This window comes from Variovorax sp. GW821-FHT10D07, from assembly GCF_059415325.1.
The window spans coordinates 50,932-69,739 of the sequence record NZ_JBWKMZ010000003.1 but is presented as its reverse complement, the minus strand read 5'-3'; the positions used below and the strand labels follow the sequence as shown (position 1 = coordinate 69,739).

The 18,808-nt window shown below is 71.7% G+C and carries 9 protein-coding genes; 1 reads left to right on the top strand and 8 read right to left on the bottom strand.

Features of this window, described 5'->3' with window-relative positions; genetic code table 11:
* Positions 1 to 23: 23 nt before the first annotated feature.
* The 6 genes from AC07PU_RS10775 to AC07PU_RS10750 form a co-directional block, all read right to left on the bottom strand.
* Complete coding sequence (locus tag AC07PU_RS10775; RefSeq protein WP_398500964.1) at positions 24 to 788, bottom strand: alpha/beta fold hydrolase; 765 nt, start codon at positions 786 to 788, stop codon at positions 24 to 26.
* Positions 785 to 2,014, bottom strand: coding sequence for an MFS transporter (locus AC07PU_RS10770; RefSeq protein ID WP_495317369.1), 1,230 nt, complete (start codon positions 2,012 to 2,014; stop codon positions 785 to 787). The genes AC07PU_RS10775 and AC07PU_RS10770 overlap by 4 nt, the downstream gene beginning before the upstream one ends.
* Positions 2,011 to 2,439 carry a carboxymuconolactone decarboxylase family protein gene (locus AC07PU_RS10765; RefSeq protein ID WP_495317366.1) on the bottom strand — a complete coding sequence of 143 codons (429 nt, stop codon included), beginning with the start codon at positions 2,437 to 2,439 and terminating at the stop codon, positions 2,011 to 2,013. The genes AC07PU_RS10770 and AC07PU_RS10765 overlap by 4 nt, the downstream gene beginning before the upstream one ends.
* Before the next feature lie 161 nt (positions 2,440 to 2,600).
* Positions 2,601 to 3,803 carry a 3-carboxy-cis,cis-muconate cycloisomerase gene (gene pcaB, locus AC07PU_RS10760; RefSeq protein ID WP_495317364.1) on the bottom strand — a complete coding sequence of 401 codons (1,203 nt, stop codon included), beginning with the start codon at positions 3,801 to 3,803 and terminating at the stop codon, positions 2,601 to 2,603.
* A 21-nt stretch (positions 3,804 to 3,824) separates the two neighbouring features.
* A complete protein-coding gene (locus AC07PU_RS10755) occupies positions 3,825 to 4,658 on the bottom strand; it encodes a shikimate dehydrogenase family protein (RefSeq protein WP_495317362.1) in 834 nt (277 codons plus the stop codon).
* Positions 4,659 to 4,685: 27 nt separating this feature from the next.
* A complete protein-coding gene (locus AC07PU_RS10750; RefSeq protein WP_431509400.1) occupies positions 4,686 to 5,600 on the bottom strand; it encodes a shikimate dehydrogenase family protein in 915 nt (304 codons plus the stop codon).
* Positions 5,601 to 5,800: 200 nt separating this feature from the next.
* Here AC07PU_RS10750 and AC07PU_RS10745 point away from each other — a divergent pair, with 200 nt between their 5' ends.
* On the top strand, positions 5,801 to 6,586 hold the full coding sequence (locus AC07PU_RS10745) for an IclR family transcriptional regulator domain-containing protein (protein WP_495317359.1): 786 nt from the start codon (positions 5,801 to 5,803) through the stop codon (positions 6,584 to 6,586).
* Here the strand turns inward: AC07PU_RS10745 and AC07PU_RS10740 are convergent.
* Both AC07PU_RS10740 and AC07PU_RS10735 read right to left on the bottom strand, forming a co-directional pair.
* Complete coding sequence (locus AC07PU_RS10740) at positions 6,583 to 7,212, bottom strand: RNA polymerase sigma factor (protein WP_495317357.1); 630 nt, start codon at positions 7,210 to 7,212, stop codon at positions 6,583 to 6,585. The genes AC07PU_RS10745 and AC07PU_RS10740 overlap by 4 nt on opposite strands.
* Positions 7,213 to 7,315: 103 nt before the next feature.
* Positions 7,316 to 18,697 carry a filamentous hemagglutinin family protein gene (locus AC07PU_RS10735; RefSeq protein ID WP_495317355.1) on the bottom strand — a complete coding sequence of 3,794 codons (11,382 nt, stop codon included), beginning with the start codon at positions 18,695 to 18,697 and terminating at the stop codon, positions 7,316 to 7,318.
* Positions 18,698 to 18,808 lie beyond the last annotated feature (111 nt).

The window sequence follows — 18,808 nt, the reverse complement described above, 5'->3', positions numbered from 1 at the left end:
GGACCGTCGATGACCGCGCCGAATCAGAGACTGCGCCAGTAATCGATCAGCAGCTGCGCGAATTCGACCGGCCGCTCGACCGCGCTCACATGCGCGGCATCGATGCTGGCAAGCCGCGCGTGGGGGATCGCCGCGGCGATGGCTTCCGACATCGCGAACGGCGTGGCCTCGTCCTGCAGCCCGCCGATCACCAGCGTGGGCACCGCGATGCGGCGGTTGCTGTCGCGGAAATCGATGGCCGCCACCGCGTTGCAGCTCTCGATGTAGGCCTGCGGATCGTTGGCCAGCAGCACCGCCTGCAGCTGCTCGGCCGCCACCTGGCCCTCTGGCGTGGCGGCGAAGGCCGGCGTGAGCCAGCGCGACACCGCGCCCGGCGCGATCGCGGCCACGCCGCGCGCGGCCACGGTCTCGGCGCGTGCGCGCCAGGGCGCCTGGTCGGGATAGTGGGCCGAGGAGTTCGCGATGGTCACGGTGCGCAGCAGCTCGGGATGGCGCACGGCCAGCGCCTGCGCCGTCATGCCGCCCATCGACAGGCCGACGAAATGCACCGGCTCGCCGCCGGCCTCGCGCTGGATCAGCTCGGCCGCGTCCTGCGCCAGCGTCTCGATGCGCAAAGCGCCCGGCACGCGCTCGGAGGCGCCATGGTTGCGGTGGTCGTAGCGCAGCACGGTGTGGGCACGCGCGAGCTGCGCGGCCACGCCGTCCCACATGCGGAGGTCGCAGCCGAGCGCATGGCTCAGCACGACGATCGGGCCATTGCCTTCGCGGACGAGGTTCAGACGGGTCATGGTGCGGATTCCTTCGAAAGAGGATGAAGACGGGGAAGCCAGAAGAAGGCGATGGCCAGCAGCGAGCAGGCGGCGGCGACCATGGGGATCACCATCGGCCAGGCGCCGTTCGAATACTCGGCATCGACGAACAGCGCGGCGAACTGCCCGACGCAGAAGGCGACCATCATCATGCCGAAGCCCGACCACGAGACGGCGCGGCCCGCGAGCTGCGGCAGGTCGCCCACCGCGCCGGCCTGGCCGCAGGGCTGGTGGATGCCGTGGCCCAGGCAATAGACCGCGTGGCCCGCGAGCAGCGGCACGGCGCTCAGCGGCGCGAGCCAGCAGCCCAGCGCCTGGATCGTGGCGCCCGCCATGCTCAGCGAGGCGCCCAGTTGCACCGTGCGCACCGGCCCATGGCGGCGCAGCAGCCGTCGGCACATGGTGGTGCTGAAGATGTAGACCAGCGAACCGCCGGCCGGGATCCAGCCGTACCAGGCCGGCGACCAGCCGAGGTAGCCGATATAGACCATCGGCGACAGCAGCAGGAAGCAGAACAGCCCGCCATAGGTCGAGGCCGCCACCGAGGCCCAGGCGCGGAAGGCGCGGCTCGCGAACACCACGCGCGTGCTGCCGCGCGGCGCCGAGGGCGTGTCGACGAAGGTCGGCCGGGTCTCGCCGAAGGAGCGCCAGCACAGCGCGAACAGCACCAGCGCATAGAGCGCCATCGCGCCCATCACCCAGCGCCAGCCCGCGCCCTGCACCAGCCAGGCGCCGAGCAGCGGTGCCACCAGCCCGACCACGCCCAGCCCCGTGAGCCCGCGCGCCATCACGTGCGGGCCCTCATGGGCCGGATAGAGATCGCGCACCGCGGCGCGCGCGCAGACCAGGATCGCCGCCATCGAGAAGCCCTGCAAGGTGCGCCAACCGGCCAGCATGAACACGCTGCCCGCGAAGGCGCCGCCGAGCGCGGCCAACGCATAGCAGCCCAGGCCCGCCAGCAGCACCGGCCGGCGCCCGAAGCGATCGGCCAGCGGTCCGCACAGCAGTTGCGCGAAGCCGAAGGCCAGCACGAACAGCGTGAGGCTGGTGCTGGCCGAACCGAGTTCCTTGGCGATCGCGGGCAGTGCCGGCAGGTAGCTGTCGGTGGCCACCGGCTGGGCCGCGAGCAGCAACGGCAGCAGCAGCGCGAAGCCGGCATGCCAGCGGCCCTTCAGGTTTCCTGGTGGTCCTTGCTGCGCGCTCACTGCGCCGCCGCAGGCAGCAGGCCCTTCTCGCGGAGGATGCCGGTGGCGATGCCGAAGGCGTGGTTGGCGACCGGCACGCCGCAGTAGATGGCGGCCATCATGATCACTTCCTTGATGTCCTCGGGCGTGAGCCGCGACTCGGGCGGACCGTCGAGCGCCGCGCGCACGTGCATCGCGAATTCCTCGTACGCGTGGATGCCGAGCATCATCGACAGCACCATGTAGCGGCGCGTCTTGTCGCCCAGCGCGGGGCGGCCCCAGATGTCGTTCCACGCGTGGCGCGTGATCAGTTCCTGGAACTCGGCATTGAAGCTGTTGCGGTTGGCCAGCGAGCGGTCGACCCAGGCGTCGCCGAGCACGCGGCGGCGGTTGAGCAGGCCCGATTCGTAGTCATCGGCGGGGGAAGTGTGGGTGGTGTCAGTCATTGGATGGAGTCCTCTGGAGAGATGGCGTCCGTGGCGATTCGTTCGACATGAAATCTCCCACCCGTTCGGGCTGAGCTTGTCGAAGCCTCGTGCCGCGCTTCGACAAGCTCAGCGTGAACGGACTCTGGTTGTTCGGAATATGCAGGCATGAAAAGCTTGCGTCATTGCGCCGATACGAGCCGCGCGCGCAGCGCCTTCACCTCGGCCAGCGCGATCTCGCCGGCACGCGCGGCCAGCGCGGGATCGAACCATTCGTCGGCCGCGTCGCGCGGCAGCTCGGCGCGCAGCCGGTCGATGTTGGCGCGCATGCGCGCGGCATCCACCTGCAGGCCCGGCAAGGCCGCGGCCATGGCGCGCACGCTGCCGTGCGCCGACATCAGCAGCTGCGGCCATTCGCCGAGCTCGGCCTGCCAGGCGCCGAGCGCACGCTCGTGCTGCTGCGGCATGGCGCCGAGCAAGGCCGCCACGCGCTGCGGCGCGCGATGCGCGGCGGCGATCGCCACCATCGACGCCACCGGGTTGCGCTTGTGCGGCATGGCCGATGAGCCGCCACGCCCGGGCTCGCTGGGCTCGGCCACCTCGGCCACCTCGTACTGGCCCAGCAGCGACACGTCGACCGCGATCTTGCCGAGGCTCCCCGTCAGCAGGCCGAGCTCGCAACCCAGCGCCACCCATTCGTCGCGCTGCGTGTGCCAGGTCGCGCCGGGATCGGCCAGCCCCAGTTCCTTCGCCATGCGCGCGCGCACCGCGCTCGCCTGCGGCCCCATCTGCGCCAGCGTGCCGACCGCGCCGCCGAGCTGCAACTGCAGCGCATGGCGCGCGGCCTCGCGCAGCCGCAGGCGGCTGCGTACCAGCGGCGCGGCCCAGCCCGCGCACTTGAAGCCGAAGCTGGTGACCGAGGCCGGCTGCATCAGCGTGCGCGCGAGCATCGGCGTGGCGGCGTGCTGCACCGCGAGCTGCAGCAGCGCCTCGGCCGCCTTGGCAAGGTCGGTCTCGATCAGCGCCACTGCCTCGCGCGTGACCAGCGACATCGCGCTGTCGATCACGTCCTGGCTGGTGCTGCCGAAATGCACGAAGGGCGCGGCCTCGGCATTGAAGAGCCCGACCGCCTCGCGCAGCGCCTTCACCAGCGGGATCGCCACGCTGCCCGCGCGGCCGCTTTCGCGCACGATCTTGGCGACGTCGAACAGCTCGACCTTGCAGCTTCCGACGATCGAGTGCGCCGCGCTCTCGGGGATCAGCCCCTCGGCCGCCTGCGCGCGCGCGAGCGCGGCCTCGAAGCGCAGCATCGCGTCGACGAAGGCACGGTCGCTGAAGGCGCCCAGGGTTTCGGAAGTGGAGAGGAAGCCTTCGAAGATGCTCATGGTGTTCTTGTCGTGGGAATGTCAGTACTGAAGCTTCGCGCTGGCGCGCAGCTCGTCGGCCGTGGCGCTGCCGAAGCCGAAGAACTCGAGGTAGGCCGGGATCATCTCGAACAGCATGTCGGTGCCGACCTGCACCGCGCAGCCCTTGGCGCGCGCCGCCTCGAGCAGCGGCGTGTACTCGGTCTTCATCACGACCTCGCCGACGAAGGTGCCGGCATCGATGCGGTCGATGTCGAAGGGCAGCGGATCGTCGGCCTTCATGCCCAGCGGCGTGGCATTGACGATCACGTCGAAGCCCGCCGGGTCCTTCGAGCCGGTGGTCACCTTCAATTGCGGATAGTGTTCACGCAGCCGCCCTGCGAGCGCCTCGGCCGAAGCCGCATGCGCATCGAACAGCATCAGCTCGGCCGCGCCGGCCGCCGCGATCGACGCGGCGATGGCCGAGCCCACGCCGCCCGCGCCCGACACCAGCACGCGTGTGCCCCGGAAAGGCCGGCCCTTGCGCTCCACGCCGCGCACGAAGCCCGCGCCGTCGAACTGGTCGCCCAGCAGCGTGCCGTCGGGCCGCTTGAGGATCGCGTTGCAGGCGCCCGCGATGCGCGCGGTGGGCGTGACCTCGTCGACCAGCGACATCGTCGTGACCTTGTGCGGCATCGTCACCAGCGCGCCGCGCAGGTTGCTGAAGCGGAAGATTTGCGCGAGCGAGGCCGCGTAGTCCTCGGGCTTCACGCCCATCGGCACCACCACCGCGTCGATGCCCTGCTGCTCGAACCAGGGGTTGTAGATCATCGGGGCCTTGAAGGCCTCGGTGGGATAGCCCAGGTGGGCGATGAGCGTGGTCTTGCCGGAAATCATGCGCGTAGCCAAAGGGGAAAAAGAGGTTTAGGCCGCGCCGTAACGCAACGGCGTGGCGATCTCGGCGCGCATCGCGTCGGGATAGACGATCTCGCGCAGGAAGTCCGAGTCAGCACGCAGCGCCGCGGCCGCATCGGCATGGCCGAAGTAGTCGAAGTAATGCGGCATCTGCTGGATCAGCATCTCGAAGCCGGCCTGCGCGTTGAGGCCGCGTGCACGGGCCGCGCGCACCAGCGCCGTGGGCTGGTTGCGCAGCAGGATGTCGAACAGCGCCGCGTGGCCATCCATGCGCGCCACGTCGACCGGCGCTGCATCGTCGTCGGTCAGGCCCAGCGGCGTGGCATTGACGACCAGGTCGTAGCCCTCGGGCGCGTTGCTGTCCACCGCCACCACGCGGGCGTCGAAGAAGGCATCGAGCTTGGCGGCCACGCCCGCGGCCTTGCCCGCGGAGCTGTCGTAGAAGGCGATGTACTCGGCGCCATCGACCGTGCCGCCCTCGGCCAGCGCCACGCCGATGGCAGCCGCGCTCACGCCCGCGCCGAGGATCAGCACGCGCTTGCCGCGAAACGGAATCGCGAAGCGGTCGAGCGCGCCGATCAGGCCCTCGCCATCGAACAGGTCACCCTCGAGCTGGCCGGCCTCGGTGCGGCGCACCACGTTGACCGACCCGGCCACGCGGCCGAACAGGCCCGCGCCCTCGAGCAGGTCGACCACCAGTGGCTTGTGCGGCGGCGCGATCACCATGCCGCGCACATTGCGTGCGAGGAAGGCCGACTTGAAGAACACCGCGAAGTCGCGCACCGGCACCTGCATCGGCAGCAGCACCGCGTCGATGCCGAAGCGCTCGAAGGCGGCGTTGAACATGCGCGGCAGCCGCACGTTGCGCACCGGGTCGCCGGGAATCAGGTAGGCCTGGGTGCTGCCGCTGATGGGGAGGCTCATGGGCGTCTTTCCGTTCGTCAATCGCTCGTTTGGAGGCTGGATGCCCGGCTTTATAGTCCTTTCGTCCCGAGTTTGCTGGCTCCAAACCACCATTTCGTTCGATCATCGATCTTTCAAGATCGTCAATCGTTCAAACCTAGGGTTTTTGCCCATCGATGCGGCGATCCCACCGGCCAGCGGCGCAGGCACACTCCCCGGTCATGAGCAACGACGACCCACCCACACCGCCCGGCCTCGACAAGCGCGACTGGATCGCCGGCCTGGAGCGCGGCGTGAGCATCATCGAGGCCTTCGACGACGCCAACCCGCGCCTCACGGCGAGCCAGGCCGGCCAGCGCACGAACATGACGCGCACGGCTGCGCGCCGCTACCTGCTGACCCTGCAGCACATGGGCTACGTGGCGAGCGACGGCAAGCTGTTCTGGCTCACGCCGCGCGTGCTGCGGCTGGGCCAGTCGTACCTCGAATCGGCGCGGCTACCGCGCGTGGTGCAGCCCTTTCTGCAGCGCGTGGCCGCCGGCACCAACGAGATCGCCTACCTCAGCGTGATGGACGGCGACGAGGTGGTCTACATCGCGCGCAACGGCCCCAACCGCAGCATGAGCACCGGCTACGTGCTCGGCGCGCGCGTGCCCGCGCAGGTCACGGCCTCGGGCATGCTGATGCTCGCGCTGCGCGGCGACACCGAACTCAACGAATGGCTCGCCACGCGCCAGCTCACCGTCTTCACCTCGCACACCATCGCCAGCATGGAGCGCATGAAACTCGAGCTCGCGCGCATCCGCGCCCAGGGCTGGGCGCTGTCCGAGCAACAGCTCGACCTCAACTCGCGCGGCATCGCGGTGCCGCTGCGCGACCGCCACGGCACGCTGGTGGGCGCGCTCAACATCACGATGCCGATGGGGCACGAAAGCTCGGAGGATGCGGTGGCGCGGGTGTTGCCGGTGTTGCGGGAGACGGCGCAGGCGATGCGGAATTTGATCTAGGCAGAGACCACCCGCACCGCCCTCCTCCCCCCATTCACCCCCACCCACACCTCCTGCCCCACACTCTCCGCGCAGTAATCCAGCGCCTGCCGCAACGCCGTATCCACGCTGCGCAACGACAGATCGAAGCGCGCCGCCGCCTCCTGCCGTGTCATCTCATTGATACGCAGCGCGATCAGCACCGACCGATGGCGACGCGGCAACCGCTCGATCGCACGCTCCACCGCCGCCACATCGGAACGCGCCTGTGCAATCGACTCGGGCCCCGGCGCCCGGTCCACCAATTCATCGAGCACGACCTGCTCCTCCCCCGCGTACTGCCACGGCCGATGGCTGCGCAGCCGGTCCACGGCGAGGTTGCTCGCCATGCGGTGGATGTAGGCCAGCGGGTTCTGCACGTCGTGCGCCAGACCCAGGTCGCCGAGCCGCAGCCAGGCCTCGTGCAGGCATTCGCTCGCGAGGTCGGGGCAGCCCAGGTGGCGCAGCAGCCGGCGCCGCAGGTGCTCGTAGTTCGCGACCAGGATGGCCTGCAAGGCGGCGCACCGCGGCGCCAGATCGGGCGGCTCGCCGCATGAAGCGTCGTCCAAGGAATGGTCTGCAGTGCGGCACGGGATGTTCAGGCTCATGGCGGATCCGTCTCGGTGTGCATCGGCGGGCGAAAAGAGGCACGCTGCCGCCCCGCCTCCCGGTTCGCGGGAGGCGGGACGCAGGCGCCGGAGGGCGTGAGGCCTAGCGGCCCTGCAAGGCGCGGCGTTCCTCGTCGGTCAGCCGTGCCACCTGCCGAGCATCGAACTGCCGGCCGTTGCCCACGAGCTGCACGGGGTTCGCGGGGTCGTAGCGCACCGCGCTGTCCCCAGCGCGTCCGGCCGCGGGCGGCGACGGGTTGCGGCTGCCGCCCTCGGCCGGCTCGTTGCCGAAGCCGAGCACGCGCACGGTGAACACCGAGGGCAATGCCTGGCGCGCCGCGGCGCGGTCGCGCTGCAGGCTCTCCTGCGCGGCCACCGCGGCCTGGGCCGCGGCCGCGCTGGCATTGGTCAGCGCGCCGACGTTCACGGCCGCGACCACCGGCAGGCCCTTGGTCTCGCCCTTGACCTGGATGTTGTCGGCGTTGAGCACCTGCAGCGCGGCGATGTTGAGGTTGCCCGCCACGCGCAAACCGGCATCGCCGGCATTCACGGTGCCGTTGGGCGCAACCAGGTCGACGTCGCCGTCGCCCACGGTGCCGATGCCGCTGCCGCTCATGTCGGACTTCTCGCGCACCACGGTCACGCCGTCGAGGTCGGTGACGACCTCGGGCGCCGAGGGCACGCGCAGGGTCTTCGCGCCGCGGCCGGCGTCGATGTTGCCTACCGTGGACCAGATGATCTGGTCGCTGCCCTGCTTCGTCACCTCGGGCACGAAGGACAAGATGCGCGACTGGTTCACCGTGACGTCGTCCTTGGCAAAGATGTCGATGTGGCCCGAGGCCAGCGTGACCAGGCCGTAGCCGGCCGGCACGGTGGCACCGAGCGCCGCCACCTGCAATCCGCCGCCGGGCGTGAGCACGTTGATGTCGCCGCCGGCCATGGTGCGCAGCATCAAGGTGTTGGCCGCCACGTCGCCCTTCCAGTCCTTGCCCGGGAACAAGGTGTCGATCGCCGCGTAGCCGCGGTTGTAGCCGCCGTTGCGCGGCAGGCCGCCCGTGCCCGGTTCGTTCTGGTCGCGGCCGGCCTCGCGCAGCTCGAGCAGGAAGGCCTGGCGCAGGAACTGCTGGCGTGCCGGCTCGGGCAGGGCCTGGAAGCGCGTCCAGGCATCGAGCGGCGCAAGCGTCTCGCCGGTCATGTCCAACATGTACGACACGAGGCCGCGGCGCACGGTCTTCTCCTGCCCGCCGGGGCGCGTCTCGACCTGGTCCACCAGGTAGATCGGCACCTGCGTGCCATCGGGCGCGCGGGTCTTGAGGTAGTCGGGCATCGAGGCCACGCGGGCCGGATCGAGGTAGGCGGCGGCGAAGGCGTCGTAGCCCACGGCGCCGTTCAGTCCGGCCATGACGGTGATCGCGGCGCTGTTGGCCGGCAGGCCGTTGATCTGCGTATCGGGCTGCGGCCGGTTGTTCCGGTCGTAGCGCTGGTTGCCCACCGTGCGCACCTGCAGGTTGTCGGCGTACACGTCGCGACCGGCGGCCAGCGTCAGCGTGCCCGGCCCCTGCATCTCGATGTTGCCGGTCAGGCTGTTGCTGATGGCGTTCTCGCGCTCGATCGGATCGACCCGCACCGTGGCCAGGATGTCGTTGCCCGCCTCCAGCAGCGTGGTGTCGGAGGCGCGCAGGTTGCGCCCCGCCACGCGCACGCCGCGGATGTCCTTGCCCGCGCGCACCCAGGTCTGTTCGTTGGCCTTGAGGTCGAGCCCGAAGATCGAGCCCTCGGCGGCGTAGATGCGGCTGGGCTCGTAGTCGCCGGCCAGCGGCAGCACCGAGGGATTGCTCACGCTGCGCAGGTACGGGTCCTTGATGAAGGAAGCGCCCGACCAGTTGATCCAGTTGTCGAGCATGTCCTCCATGTTCATCTGGCTGAAGGGCGAGCCGGCACCGGCGGGCATGGTCGGCGAGGGCATCATCGCCGGCGTGGCATAGGCCATCGCGAGCGGCGCGGCGAAGCGGATGTCGTTCTTCGCGGCCAGCGAGACGTCGTTGGTGGTACCCGGCAGCACGTACAGCGGCCCCTCGATCGACAGCCCGCCATTGAGCGCGACCGCCGACAGCCGCGCCGGATAGCGGTTGCCGCCGAAGCCCACCAGCGTGTCGTGGTCGAAGCTGCGCAGTTGCACGTCGCGGAAGATGAACTCCGCGCGGTTGACGAAGTGGATGTCGCCGCCGGTGGAGACCAGCTTCAGCGCGCTGCGGTCGGTGTAGCCGCTCATGTAGGCGCCGTAGTTGAGCTGCTGCCCGTCGGGGCGCAGGCCCTCGCCGTAGGTGACCAGCAGCGGATCGACCACCGTCTGCAGCACCAGGTCGCCCGCGGTGCGCAGGCTCAGCGTGGCATCGCCGAGCGCGAGCACCGGCGCCACGCCGTAGCTGGTGCGCGTGATGCCGCCCATGCTGTCGTCGCGGCTCAGGGTCACGGTGCGGCCGACCGCGGTCTCGCCCGCGCGGATCTCGCCCGCGCCGCGCGCGACGTAGTACTGGCCGCCGCGGATCGCGCCGCCGGCCTCGACCTGCATGGCGCCGCCGTTGCGCATCTCGACGGTCATCGCCTCGCCCGCCGAGAGTCCGCCGCGCACGCGCATGTTGGTGGGCAGCGCGACCAGCAGGTTGCGCAGGTCGCCGCCGGCATGGACCGCCACGTTGCCGCCGCCGAGCGCGCCCACGCCCTGCTGGAAGCGGCCGTAGTCGATCCACCAGCTCGGCTGCTCGGTCGGATGGATCAGGGGGCCGAAGCTGCCATCGGGCCGCATGCCCAGCTCGCCGTTCTCGTACTCGCCGAAATAGCGCTGCGCGTTCAGCGTGCCCTGGCGGTTGAGCCACTCGGTGAAGCGCTGCCCCGCGGGTGCGGCGTCGATGCTGCCCTGCACGCCGATGTCGAGGTTGCCGCCGTCGATGCCGTAGCTGGCCTTCGGGTTGGCGGTGGTGAAGTCGCTCCACACCGTCGTGTCCTTGCGGCCCGCGGTGTAGATCGCCGACTCCTTGTGCGCCAGCGTGAGGTCGCGTCCGGCACGCACCTCGAGGTCGCCGGTGCCGGTGCGCACCAGCTTGCCGGCGCCGTTGTCGGGCGTGGGGTCGCTGTCGCTCGGCTGCGCCGTGTTGGCGGTGCCGATCACGATCGAGCCCTTGCCCGCGGCCTGCGCGGCCAGCGGCCGCAATGCCAGCGCATTGGCCGAGTCCAGGTCGCCGCCGGCCACCAGCCGCAGGTTCCACGAGGCGCCGGGCTGCAGCACGCCGCTGCGGTCCGCCGCGTCGAAGCCGTCGCTCAGGTGGCCGTTGATCAGCAGGTTGCCACCGGCGCGCAGGGTCAGCGTGCCGTCGCGCGCGCCCGGCAGATCGGCGAACAGGTTCCAGTCGCCGTTGAGCGCCAGGTCGCCGGCGCTGCGGATCTCGATGCCCGGCATGACCGCGAGCCCGGTGCCCAGGCGCCCGGCGATCGCGCCGGCGGCGGCGCTGAAGCGGCGCGCATCGGCGATCGCCTCGGCCTTGACCGCATCGACCGTGCCGTCCTGCGCCTCGTAGCGGCTGGTGCCCTCGAGCACCGCGGAGCGCGCGCCCGTGACCGCGACGTTTAGCGCGCCGACCTCGATCTCGTCGTGGCCCGCGTTCTGCCGCGCGCGCAGGCGCACCTTGCCGCCCTCGTTGCCCGCCACGTCGATCTGGCCGCCGCGCAGCTCGAGCCGGCCGCCGGCCGCCTCGAGCGTGACGCGGCCGCTGCCGAGTTCGCCGGTCGCGCCGGCCAGCAGCTTCGCGCCGTCGCGCATCGCCACGCCGTTGCCGCCGGTGATGCGGATCGTGCCGCCATAGGCCGAGCGCGCATCCACGGTGCCGGCGATGTCGATGCTGCCGCGGTCGGCGGTGAGGCCGAAGTCCTCGACCGTCGTGAGCCCGCCGAGCACCACGTCGCCCTGGCGGATGCGGAACTGGCGCGAGCGGTTGAAGCCGGCGTCGTTGAGCCGCTGGCTGAAGCCCGCGAAGTCGGGCAGCGCCTCGATGTCGAGCGAGAAGCTGCCGGCCTTGCCGCCGGCACCGGCCTGCGCGGCGATGGTGCCGTCGAGCACCACGGTGCCGCCGTTCGATGCGGCCAGGCCCAGGGTGCCGGCGCTGCCGCCGCCCGGGTGCGCCGCGAGGCCGAGCCGGCTGCCGGCCTCGAGCCGGACGTCGCCGCCCACGGCCGACAGGTCGATACGGCCCGCATCGGCGTACTCGGCCAGGTCGAAGAAGCGCTTGGCGAAACCGCCCACGTCGATCAGCGCGCCCTCGCCCACCACCAGGTGGCCGCCGGTCGCCGTCATGCCGATGCTGCCGCCGAGCGCGACCGCGCGGCCGCCGAAGTCGATGGTCCTGCCGCTGAGCGTCAGGCGCGCGCCCAGGCTGTCCTGCAGGTCCGAAGGCGTGGCCGTCCCCGCGCCGCCGCCCGTCACGCGCAGCGCACCCTGGGTGGCGATGGTCTGGGCCGCGCCGCCGCGGCCGGTCAAGAGCGGCGTGGCCAGGGTCAGCGCCGCGGCGCCGGTGTCCACCGCGCCCGCACCCTCGCCGACGATCTGGTCGCGCCCCGCCAGCGTGACCGACCCGAAGCCGGCGAAGTCCTTGCGGCCCGCGCCCAGCACCAGCGTGCCGGCATCGAGCGTGAAGGCGCCGTTGCCGGTGCCGCTACCGCCGGTGCCGCCGCCGCTGTTGATCAGCGTGACCGCATCGCCGCGGATCGTCACGTCGCCCGTGCCGCGGCCGACGAAGGCGGCGCCGTCGAAGGTCAGCGAATGCAGGCCGGCCGCGCCGAGGTCGAGCGAACCGTAGAAGTCGAAGTCCGAGTAGCTGCGCAGGGTCAGGCGCTGCGAGTTGGCGAGTTGCGCCAGCGCGCCGCTGTCGAGCACCATGCCCTCGGTGCCGCCGCCGAAGCCGATGCGGCCGGCCGACACCGACAGGTCGGCGCCGGCGATCCGCGCCGAGCTCGCGAGCTCGGTGGTGCGCGTCGCGTCGATCAGCAGCGCGGCGCCGCCGTCGACCAGCGCGCCCGCGCCGATCGTCACCAGGCCGCCGCGCGTGGTGTCCACGTTCTGGCGCAGCACCTGCACCGCGTCGCCGGTGGCCAGGCGCACCAGCGCGCCCCAGTCCTTCGTCGGCGAGGTGAGCACGTCGTCGGCCGCATCCCTGGCGTCGATCACGCCGTCGCCGTTGTCGTCGAGGTTGCCGTCGGGGTCGGTGTAGACCGCCGGCGCCTTCGGCTTCATCACCAGGTTGCCCGAGCCGCGGCCGCCCGCGCCCTTGGCGCGCACCCGGCTGCCGCCCTCGATCGCCACCTGCTCGCTGGCCGCGAGGATGATCTCGGGCCCGCTGAACTCGGAGCCCTCGCCGTTGCGCACCACGATGTCGGTGGCCGTCACGTCGATCTCGAGGCCGAGCGCATTGCCCTGGCGCTTGCCGCCCACCAGCAGGCTGCCGGCGCCGAAGTTCGACAGGCTCGTCGAATCGATCACGAGGTAGCCGTCGGCCTGCAGGCTGGCCGCATCCAGGCCGGCGCCGACGATCGCGATCTTGCCGCCCGCGATGTCGACCAGCCCGCCGCGGCCGCCCGCATCGGGCGCCGAGCGCAGCGTGCCGTCGAGCGTGAGCCGCTTGCCGGCATCGAACACCACGGCGCCGCCGTCGCGCGGCAGCCGCGGCGTGACGACGTTCTGGCCGGTCAGCCGGTACTGCGTGAGCTTGAAGGCCTCGGACGAGAAGAAGTCGTTGGCCGTGGCCTCGTTGTATTCGGTGTACTTGCGCAGCGTGTCGCCCGACATCACGCGCCAGGCCGAGGCCTGCGCGTCCTGCTGGCCGCTGTAGGCATTGCCGCCGCGGCCCTGCATCACCAGGCTGCCGTCCGAGGCCAGCGTGGCCGGTGCCAGCGCGCCGCCCCAGGCCTTGCCGGTGGCCTGCACCGCGAAGGCGCCGGGCAAGAGCGCATAGCGCGCCGGCAGCAGGGTGTACCAGCCGGCCGCCAGGCCCGGCCCGCCCGCGAGCCAGACCCGCTGGCCCGCTTCGGCTGCGCTCGCCGGCGCGGCGGCGGTCTGCCCCGGCAGGATCGCGTAGGTGCCCGACCGGTTCAGCACGTCGTGCGAGCCGCCGGGGCCGGGCACGAACTCCCAGGCATAGAGGTCGCCGCCGCCCGTGATGTCCACCGTCGCGCCGCGCGCCAGCGCCACGTCGGGCGACTTGAGCGTGATCCGCTTCTCGGGCGGCGCGCTCAGCGAGCCGCCCGAGGGATTGGCCGCGTCCACCGCCTTGGTGGGATCGTGCCAGTGCTCGTCGTTGAGCAAGGTGCCGTAGGGCACGACCACGCCGGCGCCCGACACCGAAGTGAGGCTGTTGGCGCCCAGCGCGAGGCGCTCGCTCGCGGCCAGTTCGATCTGGCCATGCGGCGCGCGCAGCACGCCGTTCTGCGCGATCGTCGGTGCCTCCAGCCGCAGGGTGCCGCCGGCCGACAGCGGCGCGTCGCCCGGCTCGCCGAGCCGCTCGACCGCGATCGAACCGGTGGCGCGGATCACGCCGGTCATGGCCGTGCTCGGATAGGCCTGGCCGGCCGCGAGCACCAGCTGTCCGTCGACGTCGAGGTTCAACTGCAACCGGGTGTCGTCGTTGATCTGATCGGGCAGCGCGCCGCCGATGCGGATCTCGCCGGCCTCGAGCCGCGTGCGGCCGAAACCGCCGATGCGCACGGTGCCTTCGGGCGACACGCCCGCCTCGTTGCCCGAAACGATCTCGATCAACTGGCCCGCGAGCTTCAGTTCGCCCTTGGCATCGGGCACCTCGGCCACGAGCGAGGCCGAGGCCGGCCCCGGCACGGTCAGCAGCGTGAGGTGCGGCGCGCTCAGCGACGACGAGGTGTCGGCGTGCCCGAGGATCCGGCCCTGCAGCGAGATGGCGCGGCCCATCCTGATGTGCGCGTCGTCGAGGCGGATCGGCCCCTGCGAGGAGTTCACCAGCGCGAGGTCGGCGAAGCCGCCGTTCGCGAAGGACTGCGGGCGCAGCGTCAGCGCGAAGGCCTGGCCCGGCTTCTGCAGGATCTCGCGCAGCAGCTCGCCGCCGAACAGGGTGTCGCGGAACAGGTCGAGCGTGGCCGGCGTCAGCCCGAACTGCGCCGGATCGAGCGCCCCGACCGGGCCGGGCGCCGGCAGGCGGTCGGACAGCACCAGCTCCTTGCTCTCCGCCAGGTGCGCCAGCAGGCTCGACGGAATGATCATCGTGCCGTCGACCTCGTAGCCGAAGCTGCGCAGGCCCGGCGCCCAGTCGTAGTCCAGGCCCTGGCGCCAGTTGTTGCAGGCGCCGTCGACGAAGAAGCCGAAGCAGTCCGGGTCCTGCAGCGTCTGGCTCAGGCGCTCCAGCGGCGAGCCGCCGGGCGCGGCGGGCACGTCCATGTTGATCCGGATGCGCCCGCCGATGCCGCCGGGGCCGCCCGCGTTGCCCACCAGCGTGCTCTCGATCAGGCCCTGGCCCTTGACCTGGATCAGGCCGCCGTCGCTGTCGAGCCGGATCTTCGGGGTCGCCTTCGGCAGCTGCGTGCCGGTGCGGCCGGTGTCGGCCACGCCGTCGATCTCGCCGGTGGCGCCCGACACGTCGATCAGCGCGCCCTTCTCGAGCTGCACCTCGCCGGCCTGGATGTCGACCGAGCCGCCGTCGCGCACCTCGCCCACCTGGCGGCCGCGGTTGTCGAGGTAGGTCAGCGGCACGCCGCGCGCCAGCAGTTCGCCGCCGGCCTGCAACGTGACCTTGCCGCCCGACAGCGAGATGCTGCCGGCCGGCGCGTCGAGCCGGCCGGCCACGTTGATGGTGCCCAGCTCGCCGCCGGCACCGAGCGACAGGTTGCCGCCGATGTCGGTGCGCACCACCGCGCCCGCCCCGATCGAGATCGGGCCGTTGGTGGTGCCCAGCGACAGCGCGGTGGGCTTGCGCGCCGCGCGCTCCTCGGGCCGCAGCACGCCGATCGGCGCGGCATCGGCCAGGCTGGCACCGCCGGGCAGGTGGCGCCAGTCGAAGTTCGCGAGATCGAGGCTCGACGCCTGCTGCGACACCGTCACGCCCTCGGGCACCACGATGCCGCCCTCGCCGCGCACCGAGACCGTGACGCGGCCGAAGCCGCGTTCGCCGTAGAGCGTGGGCGGCAGCAGCGTCACGAGCGGCTTGCCGGTCTCGGGATCGGTGGCCGCGCTGCCGCCGATCTGCACCGGCGAGAACACGTCGAGCACCAGGCTGCCCGCGGAACCGGCCGCGAAGGCGCGCAGGTTCAGCGCACCCAGGTCCAGCTCGGGCGTCACGCCCACCAGCGTGACCGAACCCGCATTGCCCGCGCGCAACGCGGGCAGGCCGTTCTTCGCGACATCGACGCGGCCGCCGCCCGAGACGTCGAGGACCGCCGCCGGGTCGGCCGCGATCTTCCCCACGCTGATCGAGATCGCGCCGCCATCGATGGCCCAGGCGCCGCTGCCCGGGCCTTCGCGCCAGGTGTTGAGCCACTGGCCGCTGGCATCGAGCCGGCCCTGCGCGCCGATCTCGAGCGCGCCGTTGCTCGACGACAGGCCGATGCGCCCGCCCGGCGTGCGGATCTGGCCGAAGATGCGGATGTCCCGGGTCGAGCCCTCGGTGCCCGCCACCGTCAGCGAGGCGCCCGGCGTCAGCTGCAGCTTCGCGCCGGCCGCGAGCTCGAAGTCACCGTTGATGGTGTTCAGCACGATGCTGCCCATGCCCGAATTGCTGAGCATGTCGTCCGACAGGAAGCTCAGCTTGCGCGAGCCCTGTTCGTCCGGCTTGAGTTGCACGTAGAAATCGTCGCCGAGCGTGGTGAGCGCGCCGAAGTCCTTGGCCAGCCGCTTCGGATCGTGGCTCACGATGATCGTGCCCGGCGACCAGGGCCGGCCGTCGGGCGTGTTCTCGCCGAGCTCGACCCGGCCGCCGAGGCTGGCGGCGGCCTTGGCCTGCGGCCGGTCGCCCGCCACCACGCCGCCGAGCATGTCGCCCTCGAGCACCATCGCGTCGCCCGCGTAGATGCGCAGGTCGCCGGCCTTGCGGCCCTCGGTGTAGCCCGCTTCCTTGTAGTTGGCGCCGATCAGCGGCGAGCGCCAGTTCTCCTTCACGCCCCAGCGCGCATGCTCGCTCGCGAACTCGCCGGCGATGCCGGTGTAGGTGATGTCGGGCAGCGCCTTGTCCATGGTGTGCACGCGGCCGTCGGCGCCCATGAGCTTGGTGGCGGTGTTCATGCCGTCGGAATAGCGCACCGAGCCGCCCGACACGTCGAGCACCGAGCCCGCGCGCGTGATCACCGCGCCGCCCGCGCGCAGGTTGATGCTGCCCGCGCTGGCCGACAGCTCGGCGAGGTCGGTCTTGCCGACACCGACCCAGCCCGACACGTCGGCCAGCGGCGTGCCGACCCAGGCGCCCGGCACCAGCGTCTTGCCGTCCGGCCCGGTCACCCACTGCACGCCCGACATCGGGCCGGCGTCGAACAGGCCGTTGGCGCGCCGGTCGACGATCACCTTCTTGCCGCGCAGCCAGGAGTCGAGCAGCAGCGGCGAATCGCGCAGCTCGTTGATGCGCAGCTCGGCCTCGACGAAGTTGCGCGACATGTCGACCTGCATGCCCTGCAGCCCGGCCACGCTCAGGAAGGCCTCGCTGTCGATGTAGATGCGGCTGGTGTCGCCGAGGCTGCCGGGCTTGAAGTACGGCAGCTGCGTGAACAGCGGGTTGACCGCCGACTCGGCCACGATGCTGCCCGCGGGCACCAGCACGCCCGCCTTCGGCCGCACGTCGATCAGCTGGCCGTACAGGGCCACGCGGCCCGGCTGGTAGCGCGTGACCAGCGCCGAGGCCTCGATCTCGCTGCGGTCGCCCGCGTCGGGCAGCACCTGCGTGATGCTGCCCTCGCCCAGCGTGAGCGTGCCGGCCGACCAGTTGATCAGGTCGTTGACGCCGTCCGAGTACATGTGCGTGCCCAGGCCCCAGGCGCGCAGCAGGATCGAACCGTTGCGATTGTTGAGTGCCGTGGTCGAGGCCAGCACGCCCGACTGCCGCACGTCCTGCGCCTGCAGCGTGATGTTGCCGCGGTCGGACTGCACGGTGCCGGTGTTCACCACCTCGTAGCCCACCGACTTGGCGCGCGCCGCCATCTCGGGCATCACCACGTCGCGCAGGCTGTTGACGAAGTTCGCGTCGCCATACACCGGCACCAGCTTCAGCGCACCCTGCACCTGCCCGCCGGTGAAGGCCCAGCCCGGCACGGCCGACACGGCCACGTCGAGGCCGCGTGGCGCGTTCGGGTCCTGGGTCGAGGGCGTCTTCAGGTAGACGTTCTCGCCGGCCGCGAGGATCACCTGGCCGTCGGGCGCCGTGATGTGGCCCGCGTTGCGCACCTTGGGCGCGAACAGCATGACCTTGCCGCCCGACTCGACCGCCAGCCGCGCGCCGGCGTCCACGCGCACCTCGCCCGGCGCCGCGCCGGGATCGAAGCGGTCCACGCCGCCCATGCGGTCGGGCGCGCCGCCCTCGCCGGGCACGAAGCCCGACGGGCCGAAGACCTCGGGCTTGATCGACGTGAACAGGCCGAACTGGGGAATCGCGAAGTCGTTGCCCTGGCCGTCGAACTTCTGCTGGTTGTTGATGCCGAGGTTGAACTGCTTGTCCGACAGCGCGAGGCTCGAGGCGATCAGCGAGCGCGTGTTGACCTGGCTGGTGCCGTTGAAGACGATGCCGTTGCGGTTGATCAGGTAGACCGAGCCGTCGGCCTTGATCTGGCCCGCGATCTGGCTCGGCCGGCCGCTCGGATCGTTGATGCGGTTCAAAGCGATCCATGCATTGGTGCCATCGGGCTTCGCTCCGCCCTTCTGGTCGAACTGCACCGTGGTGTTGCGGCCCACGTTGAAGCTCTCCCAGTTGAGGATCGCCTTGTCCGCGGTCTGCTGGATATTGACCTGCGTGCGTCCGCCCGCGGCCGTCTGCACCGGCGCATTGGCGTTGAGCCAGCCCGCGGTCAGGCTGTTGGTGTCTACCGCGAGCCCGCCGGGCGCGAGGCCGTCGGGGATGTCGCTGCCGTCGTTCTGCGCCGCCTGGCGCGCGGCCGCCTGCGCCGCCTGCTGGGCGGCGATGGTGCGCGCCGCCATGTCGAGGTTGCCGATCGAGCGCCGCAGTTCGTCGCTGGCGCGCTGCTGCCCGGCGGGGTTCGTCAGCATCGACGCGGGCATGCCGTTGGGCAGCCGGCCCGTGGCCGCGGCCGCGCCCTGCACCGTGGTCTTGTTGGCGAACCAGGCGCCGCTGAAGGCACGCTGCGCCTGCGCGTCGACGAGCGCGCCGTTGGCGACCAGCGTCACCGCGATGGCGCGCGCGATCGGTGCCATGCGGAAGCGCCGCCGGGCCGGCTGGTTGGTCGATGGGTGGGGAGTGCCCAGGGATCCGCGTGTGCTCATGAGAAGTGCTTGCCCGAAAGTGAAGGTCGTGGAGTTCCGCGCACCGTGGGTGGTGCGCTGAATTTCCGGTGCGCTAAGACGAACGGGCCGTGCGCAAACCCCCAACTTTTT

Bases quoted from the DNA above. Each gene is read 5' to 3' on its own strand.
- AC07PU_RS10775 (WP_398500964.1), bottom strand. From the start codon at position 788: ATGACCCGTCTGAACCTCGTCCGCGAAGGCAATGGCCCGATCGTCGTG.
- AC07PU_RS10765 (WP_495317366.1), bottom strand. From the start codon at position 2,439: ATGACTGACACCACCCACACTTCCCCCGCCGATGACTACGAATCGGGC.
- pcaB (WP_495317364.1), bottom strand. From the start codon at position 3,803: ATGAGCATCTTCGAAGGCTTCCTCTCCACTTCCGAAACCCTGGGCGCC.
- AC07PU_RS10755 (WP_495317362.1), bottom strand. From the start codon at position 4,658: ATGATTTCCGGCAAGACCACGCTCATCGCCCACCTGGGCTATCCCACC.
- AC07PU_RS10750 (WP_431509400.1), bottom strand. From the start codon at position 5,600: ATGAGCCTCCCCATCAGCGGCAGCACCCAGGCCTACCTGATTCCCGGC.
- AC07PU_RS10745 (WP_495317359.1), top strand. From the start codon at position 5,801: ATGAGCAACGACGACCCACCCACACCGCCCGGCCTCGACAAGCGCGAC.
- AC07PU_RS10740 (WP_495317357.1), bottom strand. From the start codon at position 7,212: ATGAGCCTGAACATCCCGTGCCGCACTGCAGACCATTCCTTGGACGAC.
- AC07PU_RS10735 (WP_495317355.1), bottom strand. From the start codon at position 18,697: ATGAGCACACGCGGATCCCTGGGCACTCCCCACCCATCGACCAACCAG.